Source organism: Microvirga sp. GCM10011540 (assembly GCF_042650665.1).
Taxonomy (GTDB): Bacteria; Pseudomonadota; Alphaproteobacteria; order Rhizobiales; family Beijerinckiaceae; genus Microvirga; species Microvirga lenta.
Genome location: NZ_JBHSBQ010000122.1, coordinates 14,093 through 29,971, shown reverse-complemented (window position 1 = coordinate 29,971; position 15,879 = coordinate 14,093). Strand labels below are relative to the sequence as shown.

The 15,879-nt window shown below is 60.5% G+C and carries 12 protein-coding genes and 1 tRNA gene; 4 read left to right on the top strand and 9 right to left on the bottom strand.

What is annotated here, in order from left to right; genetic code table 11:
* The 5 genes from ACFOYU_RS17845 to ACFOYU_RS17825 form a co-directional block, all read right to left on the bottom strand.
* Nucleotides 1-568, bottom strand: a 568-nt coding sequence (locus tag ACFOYU_RS17845; protein ID WP_377034637.1) for a penicillin acylase family protein, incomplete at its 3' end; no start/stop codon positions are given.
* Nucleotides 569-824: 256 nt separating this feature from the next.
* On the bottom strand, nucleotides 825-1,985 hold the full coding sequence (locus ACFOYU_RS17840) for an RHE_PE00001 family protein (protein ID WP_377034636.1): 1,161 nt from the start codon (nucleotides 1,983-1,985) through the stop codon (nucleotides 825-827).
* 1,331 nt (nucleotides 1,986-3,316) lie between these two features.
* Complete coding sequence (repB, locus tag ACFOYU_RS17835) at nucleotides 3,317-4,342, bottom strand: plasmid partitioning protein RepB (protein WP_377034635.1); 1,026 nt, start codon at nucleotides 4,340-4,342, stop codon at nucleotides 3,317-3,319.
* The gene (repA, locus tag ACFOYU_RS17830) at nucleotides 4,342-5,553 is read right to left on the bottom strand and encodes a plasmid partitioning protein RepA (protein ID WP_377034634.1); all 1,212 of its coding nucleotides are present in this window, start codon (nucleotides 5,551-5,553) and stop codon (nucleotides 4,342-4,344) included. The genes repB and repA overlap by 1 nt, the downstream gene beginning before the upstream one ends.
* A 2,216-nt stretch (nucleotides 5,554-7,769) precedes the next feature.
* The gene (locus tag ACFOYU_RS17825; RefSeq protein ID WP_377034633.1) at nucleotides 7,770-8,675 is read right to left on the bottom strand and encodes a recombinase family protein; all 906 of its coding nucleotides are present in this window, start codon (nucleotides 8,673-8,675) and stop codon (nucleotides 7,770-7,772) included.
* A gap of 476 nt (nucleotides 8,676-9,151) precedes the next feature.
* Between ACFOYU_RS17825 and ACFOYU_RS17820 the strand changes: the two genes are divergently transcribed.
* The 4 genes from ACFOYU_RS17820 (at nucleotide 9,152) to ACFOYU_RS17805 (ending at nucleotide 11,586) form a co-directional block, all read left to right on the top strand.
* The gene (locus ACFOYU_RS17820; protein WP_377034632.1) at nucleotides 9,152-9,382 is read left to right on the top strand and encodes a hypothetical protein; all 231 of its coding nucleotides are present in this window, start codon (nucleotides 9,152-9,154) and stop codon (nucleotides 9,380-9,382) included.
* Nucleotides 9,383-9,666: 284 nt separating this feature from the next.
* Nucleotides 9,667-10,185 (top strand): DUF1612 domain-containing protein, encoded by a 519-nt coding sequence (locus ACFOYU_RS17815; RefSeq protein WP_377034631.1) that lies wholly within the window; start codon nucleotides 9,667-9,669, stop codon nucleotides 10,183-10,185.
* A gap of 266 nt (nucleotides 10,186-10,451) precedes the next feature.
* Entirely contained in the window at nucleotides 10,452-11,441 is a 990-nt protein-coding gene (locus ACFOYU_RS17810; protein WP_377034630.1) for a purine-nucleoside phosphorylase, read from the top strand.
* A 59-nt stretch (nucleotides 11,442-11,500) separates the two neighbouring features.
* Nucleotides 11,501-11,586: transfer RNA gene (locus ACFOYU_RS17805), tRNA-Lys, on the top strand.
* A 383-nt stretch (nucleotides 11,587-11,969) separates the two neighbouring features.
* Here ACFOYU_RS17805 and ACFOYU_RS17800 read toward each other — a convergent pair.
* The 4 genes from ACFOYU_RS17800 to ACFOYU_RS17785 form a co-directional block, all read right to left on the bottom strand.
* A complete protein-coding gene (locus tag ACFOYU_RS17800; RefSeq protein WP_377034629.1) occupies nucleotides 11,970-12,341 on the bottom strand; it encodes a response regulator in 372 nt (123 codons plus the stop codon).
* Nucleotides 12,342-12,377: 36 nt separating this feature from the next.
* Nucleotides 12,378-13,829: an ATPase domain-containing protein gene (locus ACFOYU_RS17795; protein WP_377034628.1), complete on the bottom strand. Its 1,452-nt coding sequence runs from the start codon at nucleotides 13,827-13,829 to the stop codon at nucleotides 12,378-12,380.
* A gap of 159 nt (nucleotides 13,830-13,988) precedes the next feature.
* Complete coding sequence (locus tag ACFOYU_RS17790; RefSeq protein WP_377034627.1) at nucleotides 13,989-15,362, bottom strand: sensor histidine kinase; 1,374 nt, start codon at nucleotides 15,360-15,362, stop codon at nucleotides 13,989-13,991.
* Nucleotides 15,352-15,546: a type II toxin-antitoxin system ParD family antitoxin gene (locus ACFOYU_RS17785; protein ID WP_377034626.1), complete on the bottom strand. Its 195-nt coding sequence runs from the start codon at nucleotides 15,544-15,546 to the stop codon at nucleotides 15,352-15,354. The genes ACFOYU_RS17790 and ACFOYU_RS17785 overlap by 11 nt, the downstream gene beginning before the upstream one ends.
* Nucleotides 15,547-15,879 lie beyond the last annotated feature (333 nt).

Genomic DNA, 15,879 nt, shown 5'->3' with positions numbered 1-15,879 from the left:
TTGAAGCTGGAACCTCACCGCTCACGGTCGGGCGGAGCGACATGGAACCCTCCAGGTCTAAACCCAAGCCCCTACAGCCTGAACGCCGACCCCGCCTCAATCGCTCCAACCATTCGCCAGCAGTATCTTCGTCGACGAAAGCATTCACGCCGGTCACAAAGGCTTCGGTGTAGTTCCTCGCATCTGGGCCATAGGATGCCCATTCCTGGTCCATGTCGCCGCGGTACAGGAACAAGCGCGCCGCCCTGTCTTGATCGAAATAGCTGGGACCGAAATCCTTAGCGAGCAGGCCAAGACCGCGCTTACGCCAGAGATCTATCTGCCATAGCCGATCGCGTGCAGCATTGTAGCCCTGGAGAAAAATCGCATCCCGGGTGCTTCCGGCGTAGATATGGGGAATGCCCCACTGGTCGATGATCAACTCGGCTGGCTGTTGCAGTCCTTTCACCTCATGGGATGACGTGCGGACTGCACCAGACACTTCGGCCGCCGCCGGGAGTACTGTGCTCGCAAGCAGTATGCCGATGGAGCGCAGAAGGCGTGCGGTTCTGGTTAGATTTCTCGTCATATGTTCCTCCCAGGCAATCAGAGGTACGTTCCCTTTTCTCCGGGGTCGGAGTGGCGTGCGGGAATCAGAACAGGATCATGCTCTGCCCTTGGATACGAGGGAGACAAATGCTTTCCTGGCGAGGCAGACAGCAGCTTGGAAGGGCTTGTCGCAGCAACGGGGGGCGCTAGCTGTGCGCGTCTTCATCCTTGACGCTTACTAGTTCCACAGGTGCTCAGCTATTTTCGGTGCTGTAGCGCTGATAGATCAGCACACCTCACACAATGCCCCATGCTCTGTAGCGGGATCGGCCGGTGAGCTCACGTGGGCGGGCGCCGCCGAGCTGGGCCAGCATCAGATCAATGGCCTTGGGGCTGACCTTGAGCAGCTTGGCCCCGAGCGGCACCGTCACGAGCGGACGCGACAGGAACAAGTTGACCAGATCCGGCAGCTTGGAGTTTGAGCGGCACTGCTTCGTCACCCGCTCCATCAGATCTCGCGCGAGCATCAGCCGGTCGAGATCCTTGTGGCTGATGGCTAATGCTTCCTCCACCACTTGGCAGAAGCCCTCCAGTTTCTCGATCGCCCCTTCCCTCCCCTGCGGCCGAAATTTGGATTGCTTGAAGCCGGCCGCCAGCGGCAGCAGGTGGGAGGTCAGCCCTCTTGCTCGTAGGATACAGGCTGCCATGATCAGCCCGAGCCAAGGCTGGCGCGTGTAAAGGTTGAGGTTCAACCAAGCATCCCAGGCGACGGCTGCTGCGGCCACTGCCGGCCAGTGGGCGGTACGCTTGACCACATCGAGCCACAGGTCCTCATTCTCGGTCTCGTCCACATCAGGATCATAGACCAGATGCGAGCGACTCTTCGGGAACGGCGTCTCGCCAGCCAGCACCTTGTTGGTGCGGTCTAACAGGGCATCGATTTCGGCAAAGTGCGCCGCCCATGGATCGGCATCATTTGCAAAGGGCGGATAGGCTTCCTCATCCTCCGGATCAGCCTTTGCCCTTTTGGGTTGGAGGCTCGTCTCGCCTCGGGCCGGGCCGATGCCGCGCAGGGCCGCTAAGCCGTCAATCGACAGCGGCCAGGGCGCGGATCGGGCTAGCGCCGTGCGCCGGGCGCGCAGAGCGGATGTGGCCCGGGTGAGCTCGTGAGTGGGGCTGCGCACGTCCATGCCGGCATCGTGCAAGACCAGATCGCCCAGATCCACCAACTGGCCGTCAAGAATGATGGAGCGCACGGCCTCGGTCATGTCGCAGCGGGACTGCCACCCTAGGCCAAGGCCGGAGGACTCCAGCCGGGCATCGAGGCGCAAGATGCGGATAGCAAGCTGCTCGAGCCTGCCGGCGATTGTGCCCCACGGTAGATCTGGCAAATCGAGGTTGCGTGGCGCGAGCGGCTCCGCATTGTCGAAGTTCAGGCTTAAGCTCCCGAAAGCCACGTCTAAGTCCTACAGATAAGTTATTGACGCTTCAGAGCATAGCTTTCCAAAAAGTAGCAAAGCAAGGTTTAACTTCGGCTTGGTTGGGGGCATCTGCGTGCCTGGACAGAGGTTACTATGTTCGGCACGACGCTGATGGCCACTCTCGAAAGCCCATTAGTTACGCTTTCGCGGAGTGCACGTCTCTCCGCGGTGTCCAAGCGCTCTTGTTTAAGGCATTTTGGGGGGCTCTGCGGAAGCCCTCCTCTGGTCAAATGATTAACAAAATGGATTAAGAGACGCTTCCAAAAGGTCGGTTGCTACACCCTCCCACTTTGCGCAGAATGTGCCAAACAGCAGCGATAACGCCCCTCCCCGCTCAAACTTTGCGAGCGGCCGATCCCAGTAGAGCGACCATAAGCGGCGCGCGAATCTGTCTAACTGCGCTTCCTGCTAGGTCCCGCCGAGTGATTTGCCATGCTCCAGTTGGAGCCCAAGATCGTTGGGTCGGGAACCAACCTTACCGCAGAACAGTATGCACCCTACCCTGCCAGACGAGCAGAGACATCCCAGCACTCAACCTCGATGTTGAGTTTTCAGGACTGCCTAAGGGTACTGATAGCCTCCTCTGTGGCTCAGCGGGCCACAGGAATCGCGTCGTAGGCGCGCTTTCGGTCTTAAGCACAACTGTCTACTAGGCGATGATCTCGGCCTAGTCTCCTCGCTTCGCCTTGGTGTATTCAACACGAAATCAAAGCCGTAGGCGTTGATGACGATATCAACGACATCAAAGATCGCGAAGAGTTCTCCGTTAGGGCCGGCCTTTGATCAACTTGAACTCACTGATCTGCGCCAGAGTGCGCAGGCTCAAGCACGCGATGAGACGTACGCGCTCGCCAATTACCAAGTGCTCCGCTGCCGGCCAAGCCGCTGGTGTGGCCGCGCGGCGGCCACACTGACAACCTGTCCCAGTCCTGCCAACCCAGCAGGTAACAAGCTCGGATGGCATCAAGTGTTGGTATTGTCAGCCGGGTCAGCATATTTCCTGAATCGCTGGCTGCGACGGAGAGTTCTCTGCGCGTGACGATGCGGCGCGCCTCCACAGGGCGGTTCTTCACGGCTAAAGTGGTATGAGGTAGCCGCCGACGTCCTACGGGTGCAGTTCGCGCCCTCCCCTACACGGAAAGGGCTAAGCATGATCGTTCACCAGAGTCGATGTTTTTCTCTACAGCCGGTTTGCTGAGGCGGGGTAAGGAGATGCAAAGTGCTTTGCTTACCACGCCTGTGGTGATCAAGTCCGAAGGCTATTGGATTTATCAGCTCCAGAAGGATCTCTCTCGGTCGTGGTTGCGTCACTTGCCCTCCCCAATTGCCTTCGAGAACTCGTCGGCGAGGCTTGGAAGTTTGCCGACGAGGTACTCCACGAACGCCGGGTCGAATTTCTTGTCTATGGAGATCTTTAGGTCGCGCCCCGATTGCGAGATCCGACCAACCTTCCGACCTGAAGCTGAAAGAACCACTTTGTCCTCAGGTTTGGGGCGGACGGGCTTTGGCTCCTGCAGAGCCTGCTCCACGACTTCGAAGCGTGCGTCTGTGGCCATTTCGGCGAATTCAGGCGAGCTGATCGCGCTACGCACGACGAAGGCGGCTTGATCGTCACTTTCGAATTTCGAAGCCAAGGCGACCCAGCGATTGCGCCCGAATGACGGGGCAGGGCCTATGGCCTCGACGATGTCCCTCGGGATCCTTGAGACGGAGGAGATCAGCTTCGAGAGTTGTGTCTTATCGATTGCGAGAGCGGACATTAGCGTCTCGCGCGAGTACCCTGCTTCCTCCAGCTTTGCCGCGTAGAGGGCCCGCTCGATGTAGGTAAGGTCGCGTCTGGCATTGTTCTCCTGGCCCTGTGCGACGACAAGTTCCACATCAGTGAGCTGCCGGACGACGGCTTTGACCGGCTGTCCGATTTCCCTGAGAGCCCGGGCGCGGCGATGGCCATAAGCGATCTGATAGCGGCCATGTCTGTCAGGGTGGGGCCGGACGAGGATTGGGACTTGCTGGCCGGAGACTTTGATAGACTCGAGCAGTTCGGACACGTCCTGACCGCCCATACGGTCGGCAACAGGGGAAGAGTCGAGGAGTTGCGGATCCAGTTCAACGACTGCATGCCCTGACGTCAGCTGAGCACGCAATTTCTCGGCGTCAGAGGCAGCAGTGGTCAGGCCGGCAATCGACCGCGAGATGGCTCCAATAGCGCCACGTGATCCCATCGCTCCTTGAAATGGGGCGGCAGTTTGAGGCTCGTTCGGGGCCTCGGCATCCGAGTTGCCCGCGGGCAACTTCTTCTCGATCAGGTCCGCCAGGACGCCTTTGCGAGCCATTATGATCTCCCCCAAGCCTGCTTAATCAGGCCTTCAATTTCGCCGTTGACACTGTTGAGAGACTCCATAGCGCGGTCGTAGGTGGTCCGACTGAAGTTCTCGCGGCCGACTTCATAAAGTGTTTGCTTGGTCAGGCCTGCGTCGGAGATAGCCGTGCTTTTCAGCATCGGATAGTTGAGGACATGCTCTCCGAACATGGATCTCATAAACGAGACCATCTGGTTCTGCGGCCCGTCGCCTGGTTCGTAGCGCGTCACGAGGTAGCGCATCCAGTCATAGCCTGTATTGCCGCCGGCATTCGCGACGACCTCAAGTAGCTCAGAGGTCATGATGAGGAACTGGCACATCGACATAACGTCGAGCATCTGCGGATGCACGGTGACGAGAACAGCGGTGGCTGCGCACATTGCTGTCATCGTCAGGAAGCCAAGCTGCGGCGGGCAGTCGATTACGACAACGTCGTAGGCGCTTTGGACCTCGGATAGGGCGCTATCTAGGCGCGTGAAGAAAAGCCCCTTCCCCGGACTGTCGGCAAGTGCTTTTGGAGTGTCGTGTTCGTACTCCATTAGCTCGATGTTGCCAGGGATCAGGTCGAGGTTCGGGAAGTAGGTTTGCTGGATGATCTCTGAAATCGGCCGCTTCTGATCATCGTAGCGAATTGCGCCGTAGAGCGTCTGGTTTTCGCCGACGTCGAACTCTGGCTGATACCCGTGGAGCGCGGACAATGAGGCCTGCGGATCAAGATCAATCGCAAGTGTCCTGTAGCCATGCAAGGCGAGATGCTGGGCTAAGTGCGCGGTAGTCGTGGTCTTGCCCGAGCCACCTTTGAAGTTGACTACGCAGACGACCTGAAGGTGCTCGCCTGGCCGACGATGAGGGAGGTAGCGGCGACTGCCCTTCGCGCCTTCGTCGAGGAAAGATCGTAGCGCTGCGAGATCCTCCACAGTATAAAGCCGACGACCACCGCCAGTTACCTCCGGCTGCGGGCCTTTGCCTTCAAGATTGATGCGGCGAAGATAGCCCGGGTCCACGCTCAGCAAGCCTGCCACCTCGCTTGACGTGAAGCGCCTGACGGTTTTCTGCGCAGCCGGTGGAAACAGCTTTAAGCGATGGGCCTGGAGCTTTTCGGAAAGCTCGCGCGCGTGAGCGCCGACGAGCTTCTGAATAGCCCGGTTGGGGTCGGCCTTCTTGAGCGTTGCGGATGAAGTCACGGTGGCAGCCCGTTAATACGGTTCCAATGAAGATTAATGCTAAGTTTCGTGACCATTACCCGATTCGAACCTTTAAGCAAGAAGTGAAGTGGCGGCTGGGGCTCGACAGAGCCTGCGTTTTGCGTCGCTATCGCAGGAATTTGTGCATCGAGTTGCCCGCGGGCAACTTTGCGGCCGGGCGGCCGCTTCGTAGTGACTATGTGTCGGTTGTAACAGCTTCCGAAGCTTGAATGGGTTCGCAATGCTCTTGCGGTGAAGCGCGTGCTCGTTTGAAGTCATTCCTCCGCTGCCGCGACTGGTTCTCAACGTGGTCCGGTTTGATGTGCCTGCTATCTCAGCAACGTGTTTGGCTATGCTGCTATGGTCCAAGAATTGGCTGCGCAGATACCGTGAGGCGGTGCTGGGTCGGAGAACGAGAGAGTCGGGGTAGGGCACGTGAGGCCCTCGACAGATTTGCTTCGTCGCAAGAAGCGGTGTGGCGATCGGAATAGAGGAGGGCGTCGGGCAGTTCAGCTGCTGAACAATGGCGCCATTCAGGCTGTTCGACGGCGTGGCGATGACGGTGGGCGCCGGAAGGGCCGCGACAAACCATACGGCCGACTTCGTTGATCTCGCCACTTTTGTCAGCCGCGGGTCAACCGTTATAAACACTCGTGTCTCGTGTTTACATGCGCGCGCTTTCCTCGCTCTCGTGCGCACCCGGCTCCTAGTCAGCGATCTCATGCCCGCATCTGGTGCCGGCTCCGCGATCCCGAGAGGTCGATTGATGTGCAGCCGGGTATCGCTGTCCTTGCCAGCCGTGGCGGCCCAAGCGCGAGACTAGGTGACAGTTCGATTTAGTGGCCACCGCAGACGTTGGGGCCTTCCTTCTGTGGGGCAAGACCAATGGTTCCCTCTGGATAAAGGTCGAAAGCCAATGCTTTGGATCTTTTCGCCTACCGAACCGTAAGAATTTCATCGCTAAGGGGCGTGCGAATATCTCCCGCCCTAGCAGAAGACAGAAATGACGCGGTCCTCTGTCGTCCTTCCTGAAGCCGACGTGGGGCGTGTAGGATACCGAGTCCGCATTCCCGATAAATTTCCTGCTAAGCTCGGCCCGCGATCTGATCTATCTCGAGCGGACAGTCCTTGATCGGCCCGTCGGCACCAACGATCCGAGAGGCGACTCTGCGGAAGTAGTCTTCGCCGTCTCTCGGATCGCCCGGACAACTAGACCCAAACAGTATGGTCCTGTGCGATCTGGTCGTTCAAGTTGCAAGTTGATCCTGGTGCTGTCACTACGCACGGGCGGTATCGCCACCAAAAGTCTGCGACCAACCATCTGGGATTTGGTCACCAACGACCTGCCGAACTGCGTGTCCACTTCGTTGATCGTAGGATTCTGCGGGGTCCTGTATCAGCACTTCCGGTACAGCTGCAGCGCACCGGATGAAGTTAGGCCCCCGTCCCTATAGCCTTTGGAAACTTGCCTCCCCTTTCGCCTTCAATGTTGCCCGCGGGCAACTCGTAGCTCACGCGCCGACGGAAAGCAGGTCTTGTTCTCATGAACGCTCTTCTCTTGCTGTCTCAAGCTGGGTGGGTTCCCCCGCCCAGGCACGCGACTTCTAGGCAGTTTTCCAACTGCGGACGGCAACAACGCTGCGTTTGACTGTCTTCCCTTTATTGTCCTTCGTCCGTTGAGACGTCTCCCGTTCAGCCTCGGCATCCTGAGACTGCTCCGGTTTCGCGTTCATGCTGCCATCTGTCGGGCCTAGTGCTCACGGACTGTCAGAGATTTCAGATGTCGCGGAGTTGTCTTGTGAATAGCTTGAGCCCGCTCGACGCCCCTTGCTATGCAGACTGCGACGAGACGACGGGGCAGGTGGCTTCTCATCGACTGTCGCGCTCTGTTGTGGTCGAAGCATTAGTGGCAAATCTCAACCACCGGCGTCCGCGCCTGGATCGTGCTCATGACAAAGTACCTTCCTGCGAGAATAGCAGTCCCACCCTTTGAGTGCTGTGGTAAGCTCCTGCGAATGCAGGATCTATTCAGAGTGACCGACCTAGACCCACACAGTACTTACCTGTGCTCCTCTCGTCCCGTCCTGGTATGCTGACGAGCCTGTTTGTAGGTGTCGCGAGATAGCAAGATGCCGAAGAGCGGCGTGACAACCATTGCGATGCGCCTCAACGGCTGAGGAGGACTACATGGCACGCTAGACGGGCATATCGTTTTGTTATGGTGCCGGCAGGGTGAATCCGGCCTTTCGCGCGCGATCGAGTTGTTTTCTCACTGAGGACGCTGACCAGGTGGAGCCGCCGCGTGGAGTCCGCTCCCGCATCCGCTCCAGCTGTGCCGCGATCCCTCGGAGCGAAAGGTCTGGATCTGCCATCGCGATGCCGGCGATCAGCGTCATGAGGCGATCCTCCGGGTTCTTGCGCGAAGCAGGCTTCAGCAGGGCAGAGTCTGCCATACGCTGCGCCACGAGCTTGCCCACAGCACGACGCAGACGGGCCACGGTCCACGGTTGCCCGCTGTCGCCCAGCACACGCACGACGTCCTCCCAGGACTGGTGCGGTCGCATGCGCCGAACCGTCGGCATCCATTTGTCCGCACCAGCGATCAGTTCATCGAGGTAGGCTTTCTCACGAGCGAGGGTGATCTTCCGGATGGCATCTGGCCGGCGCTCGCGCATGCCCGGATTCCCGGGCTTCTTCCCCCGAGCTTTGGCGGCCTTGATCCCGGCCCGTGTACGTTCTGAGATGAGCGAGCGCTCCAGCTGTGCGACTGCGCCAAGCACTTGCAGGGAAAACATCCCCTGCGGCGTCGAGGTATCGATTGGATCCTGCAAGGAGCGGAAATGGGCCTTCTTGGCTTCCAAGGTCTCGATTACCTCAAGTAGATGGCTCACCGAGCGGGCCAGACGGTCGAGGCGTACCACAACGAGGACCTCCCCAGGCTTGATCTCGCGGATGAGCCGCGCCAGCACCGGACGGGCGCGGCTTGCGCCGGAACCGTGCTCCTGATGGATCTCGGCACAACCGGCAGCCTTGAGTTCGTCGAGCTGGGCATCATGCGCCTGATCCTCGGTGGAGACACGCGCGTAGCCAATGAGACGAGCTTTCGAGAGGGGAGGGGCCATCAACAGTTTCCGAAGCCATTTTCAGGCCCTTTGTACACTTTCGCTTATCGCGAGCAACTGATCGTTTGCAGACGTTTCTCAAGTCAATTCGTTTACCAGACGAGCAGGGCAGGGCTTCCCTCCAACGAGCTAAAATGGCTTAAAACAAGGGCTTTCCGAGCCGCTTCGCGCTCCTCAGCCCTGCGGAGTGCTCCAGGAGGGAGATCGGGGCGCAGCGAACGCAACCAAACGGGACAGCAGCGTTCCGCGCCGGATCATGCCCGTCTATCAGACCGAAGTTAGTCCTTGCTTCTCTTCTCCTTGGGAGATTATGCTTTTGAGCATCAGTAACTTAGCTGTGGGACACGAGCGTCGCTTTCGGGAGTACCAGCCTGGAATTCGAGGATGCGGAGCCGCTCGAGCCGAGGGCCGTCAACCTGCCGGACCTGCCCTGGGAGAAGATCGCTGGCCGGCTGGACCAGCTCACTATCAACATCATGCGCCTGGACGCTCGGCTGGAGGCATCTGGGCTTGCCGCTGGTTGGCAGTCGCGCTGCGACATGATCGAAGCCGTGCGGGCACTGATCCTCGATGGGCACCTGGTCGATGTCGGGGACCTGGTCCTGCACGATGCCGGCATGGACGTGCGCCATCCCACCCATGAACTCACCCGGGCCGCGTCTGCCCTGCGGGCCCGGCGCACGGCACTCGCCCGGCCCGCCCCCTGACCGCTCTCCATCGACGGCCTGGCGGCCCTGCGCGGCATAGGCCCGGCAAGAGGGGAGGGGATCTCCAGCCCAAGAAGGGCAAGCCCGACCCGGAGGACGAGGAGGCCTATCCACTCTTCGCCAACGATGCCGATCCATGGAAGGCGCACTTTGCCGAGATTGACGCTCTCCTGGACCGCACCAACAAGGTTCTGGCGGGAGAAAGCCCGCTGCCGAAGAGCCGCTCGCATCTTGTCTACGATCCTGACCTGGACGAGGCGGAGAACGAGGATCTCTGGCTTGACGTGGTCAGGCGCGCCGCCCACTGGCCGGCCGTGGCCGCCGCCGCGGTAGCTTGGGATGCCTGGCTCGAGCTCAACCTCTACACCCGCCAGCCCTGGCTCGGCCTGATCATGGCGGCTGCCATCCTGCGGGGGAGGGGCCTAACTAGCCACCTGCTGCCGCTCGCCGCCGGGTTCAAGCAGTCGAGGTTCCGGCCGCAGGGCAGGGAAGGGATATTGGAGAAGCTAGAGGGCTTTTGTGCCGTGCTCGAGGAGGCGATCGCGATTAGCCACAAGGATCTCGACCGGCTGATGCTCGCGCGCGATCTGATGGAGCGGGTGACGAAACAGTGCCGCTCGAACTCCAAGCTGCCGAACCTCGTCGATCTCTTTCTGTCTCGCCCGCTCGTCACGTTGCCGCTCGGGGCCAAGTTGTTGCAGGTCAGCCCAAAGGCGGTCGACCTGATGCTCGCCCAGCTCAGCGGCGCCCGACCGCGCGAGCTCACCGGCAGATCCCGCTACAGAGCCTGGGGCATCGTGTAGAGCCTGTCGGACCGCTCGGGCGGTATCTGGCCACAGCCTCACAGGATTTCCGCATGCCTGCCGGGCGCGGCTCGGGATCCGAAGGCGGTGTATTCTCCACACCTCCTCGCTTCGGGATTACATTGGAAGAATCCAGCAGGTGCCGGGTCAAAGTTTAGCCATCTGCCCGTTCTTCGATCTTGGTCCTTGCCGGGTATTCGGCTTATCCAGGCCTCACTCTTGTAAGGATTGCTGCGATGCCATTTCCAGGACGCCTTCGGACCGCTGTGGCGGCCATCTCGCTTACGGTCAGCATTGGATTACCCGCGTTGGCTGATGAGCCGATCAAGGTCAAAGTGTTTATCGGCTCAATGTTCGAGATCGGACAGAACACCGGCGACCGGGCCGGCGAGTTCCAGCACTGGTACGAGCGCTATTTTGCCCAGAGCAAGCCCATGGCCGTGAAGGGCGCTCTGAACCCTGTCTATTGCAACGAGGACGGGGTCTGTGGGTCTGTCCTGGGAATGGGCAAGGTTGCCTCGTCCGCCTCAGTGCAGGCGATCATCCTGAACCCGCAGTTCGACATGTCGCAAGCCTACTTCATCATCAGCGGCGTGGCCGGGACGCCACCAGAGCGCGGGACCATTGCCGACGTCAGCTGGGCGACCTGGCTGGTTGATTATGACCTCGGCCATCGCTGGGCTCCGGAGGAAGGGGAGCCCGGCGCCCCAACCTTCATGCCACGCAAAGGCTACGAGAAGGTCCGGCTGTTCCAGGTCAATTCCGATCTCGTCGGCTGGGCAATGCACCTTACGCGTAACACGAACCTGAAGGACTCGGATTCCGCACGCTCCTACCGGATGCGCTATCCGCAAGAGGCAGCCCGCGGTGCGCCCACGGTGAAGACCGGCACTCACATGACGGGAGATACCTTCTTCCACGGCCCTGGCATGTCAGCGCAGGCGCAGTATATCGCCAAGCTCTATGGAGCGGATGATTACCTCATCACCGAGATGGAGGCGGCCGCTATCGCGCAGGTGGTCCAGCGGACGCTTGGCGATCGTCGCCTCCTGAGCCTGCGGGGGGCGGTGAACTTCGACCAGGGCAACCCGAACGAGACCACGCTCCAGCATCTCGATCCGGCGCCGGGCCAGACGGCAGGCGGGTTCGCCGAGACGGTCGACAACATTGCCATGGTGGGAGGTCGGATGGTGGATCACATCGTAGCCCACTGGCCGGAGTGGCAAAACGGTGTGCCTCCGCTGCCCCAGCAATGACTGTCGCTATGGCGAGGGGAGCCGGTTTCGGATGGGTTGAAATCCTCCATTGAGCGAGAGAGCGGGCTCGCTCTCAGCAGGCAGGGAAGAGGGGAGCATCTGACTTTTAATCAGCGGGTCGATGGTTCGAACCCATCCGCGCTCACTTTCTCAAGCCCTTGCGCGACAAGGATTTGGCGGTACATCAAGAGGGAATCGCCAAGCGCGCGGAATCTGCCGTGCGCACCCCGCGCACACCGGCCGACCACCTATCTTGGAGGGCTCTTCGTAACCTCACTACCGTGGACGCGAGTGTGGATCCCGAGTGCTTTGGCCTGCTTGGTATGTGTTGCTAAGCCCAAGGCGTCAGGTTCACTCCCATTTGATAACCGGAGCTTATCAGGTGAAGCAAATGTCTGATGCTTGGGGCAAAGCGAACCTTTAGGCAGTCCGCGTTCTGGCTCAACTTGACCCGGTGCAGACATTTGCCTCAGTGTCCAAGCCTTTAGCTCGGTCTTCGGTCGGACACGGCACGTGCTGAACCGGGTTTTATGACCTTCTCTGGGCACCAACTGTCTCTATCACCGCCGCAAGGACGTTCTCGATCCTGAACGGCTTATCGTAGACGCCCGCAAACAACTCCGGATGACTACGGGCAATCGCCCCTTGTGCCCCGCTCAGCAGGATGATCGGGATTTGAGCCCAATCCGGATTGGCCTTGATCGCTTGGGCCAGCTCCAGCCCGTTCATCAGCGGCATCATGAAGTCGGTGACCACCAGCGCCGGCACCTCCTTGTTCAGCACCTCCAGAGCCTTGCGGCCGTTCGGGGCGGTGAGCACCCGGAATCCTTCCTCCTCCAGAGCATCAACGAGAATGTCCGTGATCAGAAACTCGTCATCCACAACTAGGATTGTCGTCATTCCCCGGCCCTGCTCCCGCTCAGACAACGTGCCGTCTCAGGAACGGGTCCGGCCGTCCAGCCGGGGCGTACCTTCCAGTGCATGCTCTGAGCCCTCGAACGTATCCGGAAGGCTGATGCCCTGGCTGCTGATGGCCAGCTCCCGGAAGGAGGGGTCGAAGGCACTGTCCCGCACCTTCAGGATCGACAGCAGACGGCGCAGCCGCGAGTGCTGGTCCACAAAGCGAAGGGTGATCAGGTTGTCGAGCAGGCTGGAGATCTCTGGGGAGGGCGCCTGGATCTGCCGGCTGAACAGATCGGTCAGCTCCCAGGTGCCAAGGGTGGTGACGTTCAAGGCCCGCAGCTCGTTGGTCAGAGCGGTAAAGAACTCGACCATGCGGGAAGGTTCGAGCGCAGCTCGCTCGAACCCGCCGAAGCCATCGATGAACAGCCGCTTGACCCCACGGCGGCGCACCGCCTCCAAGAGCTTGTGCGCAAGCCCATCCAGCAGGTTCTCCGTTATGGGCTGCCACATGATCTCCAGAGCCCCTGAGGCCACCAGCGGGTCAAAGTCCAGCCCGAGGGAGCGCGCCTTGAGCTTCAGGCGCTCCGGCGTCTCATAGAACCCGAAGTGAAGGGCGGGCTCTTCAGGGGTGGAGTGGGCGAGAAAGTGCAGCCCCAGGGTGGTCTTGCCTGTGCCGGAGGCGCCAATGATGAGCGTGCCGGAGCCCTGTTGCAGTCCGCTGCCCATCATCTCGTCGAGATCGGCCACGCCTGACGTGGTCCGGGCTGTGGTAGGGCTGTCCGGCATCGAAGGCTGCCCGAGAACGGCTTCGAGCCGAGGGTAGACCACCATGCCCCGATCCAGGATCTCGAACTGATGGTACCCGTGCATGGCCTTCACGCCGCGGGACTTGCGCACCTGAAGGCGCCGTGCCGAACGCACACCGAAGATCTCGTCCTTGAGCTGGATCACGCCGTCGACCATCGTGTGCTCGGGGCTGGACTCATCCATGCGGGAACTGGTGAGAAAGAGCACGGTGCAGCCGGCAAAGGCCGCATGACCCTGTAACTCGGCGATGAACGTCTTCACATCCAGGTTGCTCTCGGCCTTCTCCCGAGCGTTGAGCAGACCGTCGAGGATGAGCAGGGTCGACTTCGTACGCCCGATCTCCTGACGCAGGAGCTTGACGACAGCGGTGAGGCCCTCGTCGCGCAAGGTGGTGAAGGCGCTCACATAGTTGATGCCATTGCCGAGTTTAGAGGGATCGAAGAACGCCAGGGTCGAGAGGTTCTCAAACAGGCGCTCGTGGGACTCGGCGAGGAGGGTCACGTAAAGGACGTGCTGACCGGATGCGGCATGATGGAAGGCGATTTGGTTGGACAGGATCGTCTTGCCGGCGCCCGGGTGGCCCTGGATGATGTAGGACGTGCCGGCCACCAGGCCGCCGCGCAGCACCACATCAAGTCCTTCGACACCCGTCTTAACGCGGGTCAGCTCATGGGGCACAGCTTAAGCTCCTCGAAGATGCTGTCCATAGGAAGGAGCTCCGCCAGAGGCGGAGCGCCGGATGGGCGGACAAGCCTATAGCAGCGATACTCTTGCGCCACCAGAATGGCACTCGATCAAGGCCGAGGAAACCTCTGCAAACGGCAGTCCTGCGCCGGGTTACGCAGCCTTGCCCACACGATCGTCCCGCTCGTCCACCAAGGGCGCCTTCAGCTCACACACTACCCCAGCGGGGTCATAGGTGATTTTGGCATCGCCCGCGAGTTCCAGCGCCAAACTGCGCTCGATCAGGCGTGAACCAAAGCCTTTCTGCTCAGGTGATGAAACAGGTGGGCCACCGCGCTCCTGCCAGCGAAGGATCAGATGCGGCGGATCACTGGGTTGAACCCGCCACATGATCGCGATCCGACCTGACGGGACCGAGAGCGCGCCATATTTCGCGGCGTTGGTCGCCAGCTCGTGCAGCGCCAGAGCCAAGGCCAATGCCATCTTCGGAGGCAACCGCGTATCCGGCCCGCCGATCTCGAAGCGGTCGCGGTGGTAGGGTGAGAGGGCTTCAGTAACGATCTGCGACAGGCTGGTCCCATCCCAGTTCTCGCGTGTGAGCAGGTCGTGCGCCTTGGACAGGGCGAGCAGGCGCGCCTCAAATGTTTCACGTACCGTGTCGTCCGAATGCCGAGGGCTGAGGGTCTGCCTCGCGATCGCTTGCACTGTCGCGAGGATGTTCTTCACCCGATGGTTCAGCTCATGCACCAAAAGACGTTGCAGGCGCTCGGCCTCCTTGTGCCTGGTGATGTCGCGAGCAATCTTCGATGCGCCTACAATCCTGCCTTGGGCATCCTTGATCGGGGAAATTGTCAGCGAGACCTGGACCAGGCTACCGTCCTTGCGTCGGCGGGTGCTCTCAAAGTGCTCGACGCGCTCACCCCGGCGGATACGTGCGAGGATCCTCTCCTCCTCGTCCTGTCGGTCTTCGGGAAACAGAATTGTTATTGGCCTGCCAATGATCTCATCCGCCCTGTAGCCGAAGAGCCGTTCCGCTCCTGCGTTCCAGCTTGTGACGATGCTCTCAAGGTTCTTGCTGACGATGGCGTCGTCCGATGACTCGATAATGGCAGCAAGCCATCCCTCGACCTCTTCCACGCGCTTGCGTGCGCTGATGTCGCGGAAGTAAACGGACAGCCCGCCATCTCGGGTTGGGGAGATGCTCAGCTCCACCCACTGATGCAGAACCGGAGACACCACTTCCAGACGGGTGGGCTGACGCTCCTGCATGGCCTTCAGAAACGCCTGCCAAGGCTCAGAGCCGACCGCTTGCGGAAATGCTTCCAGAAAATCCTTGCCGATCAGGTCCTCGCGACTACGGCTCCATCGTTCTGCCGCGGCACGGTTGATGTAGGTGAAATGCCAGTGGTGATCGACAGCAAAGAAGGCGTCGGGAACACTCTCCAAAATGTCGAGGCTCTGCTCGCGTGACGCCCCGACGGGTTGGTTCTCGGCCTGTCCCTGCTTCTTCGAGGCTTTATGCGGCATCGCGTGACCTTGGGGTAGGTGTTTCGCTCCGGTTCTCGCTCCGACGCTCATGATCATCGAGGAGCCGCAGAGCGGCCCGCACCACTTCGCTGGCGCTGCGGTAACGTCCAGAGGCCACCTTCGCGGCAATCATGGCGGTGAGTTCCGGGGTCAACGAGGCCGTGATGATCGATTTTGAGGGCATGGCATGAGAGTCGGATAAGAAAAGTTCTTACCCTTGTAGGCTCAAGCTGCGAGTTGCGCAAGGAACTGAAAGGCGTCGCGGCATCCAAAGCCCAAGGCGAGCTTCAGGAATGCGGGAGTGGGCAGGTCGCCAGAGAATCCTGCTCTGACAGAACGAGCAGGCGCCGGACCGTTCCGCCGGGCTGAGGTGTAAGCACTTGTAAGAGCAGGCTTCCGCCCCCTGAGCTGAAGGAGATCTCCTTCATCAGCAAGCCGTACCGCTGGACGGAGCTGGACGAGAGGCTCCGGGCCCTCAGGACAGGAACTCATTAAGGGAAGTCGCGCCATCAGCCGC

Excerpts from the sequence above, each read along its gene's own strand:
- repB (WP_377034635.1), bottom strand. The coding sequence starts at position 4,342 with ATGGCTCGCAAAGGCGTCCTGGCGGACCTGATCGAGAAGAAGTTGCCC.
- ACFOYU_RS17825 (WP_377034633.1), bottom strand. The coding sequence starts at position 8,675 with ATGGCCCCTCCCCTCTCGAAAGCTCGTCTCATTGGCTACGCGCGTGTC.
- ACFOYU_RS17820 (WP_377034632.1), top strand. The coding sequence starts at position 9,152 with ATGCGCCTGGACGCTCGGCTGGAGGCATCTGGGCTTGCCGCTGGTTGG.
- ACFOYU_RS17800 (WP_377034629.1), bottom strand. The coding sequence starts at position 12,341 with ATGACGACAATCCTAGTTGTGGATGACGAGTTTCTGATCACGGACATT.
- ACFOYU_RS17790 (WP_377034627.1), bottom strand. The coding sequence starts at position 15,362 with ATGCCGCATAAAGCCTCGAAGAAGCAGGGACAGGCCGAGAACCAACCC.
- ACFOYU_RS17785 (WP_377034626.1), bottom strand. The coding sequence starts at position 15,546 with ATGCCCTCAAAATCGATCATCACGGCCTCGTTGACCCCGGAACTCACC.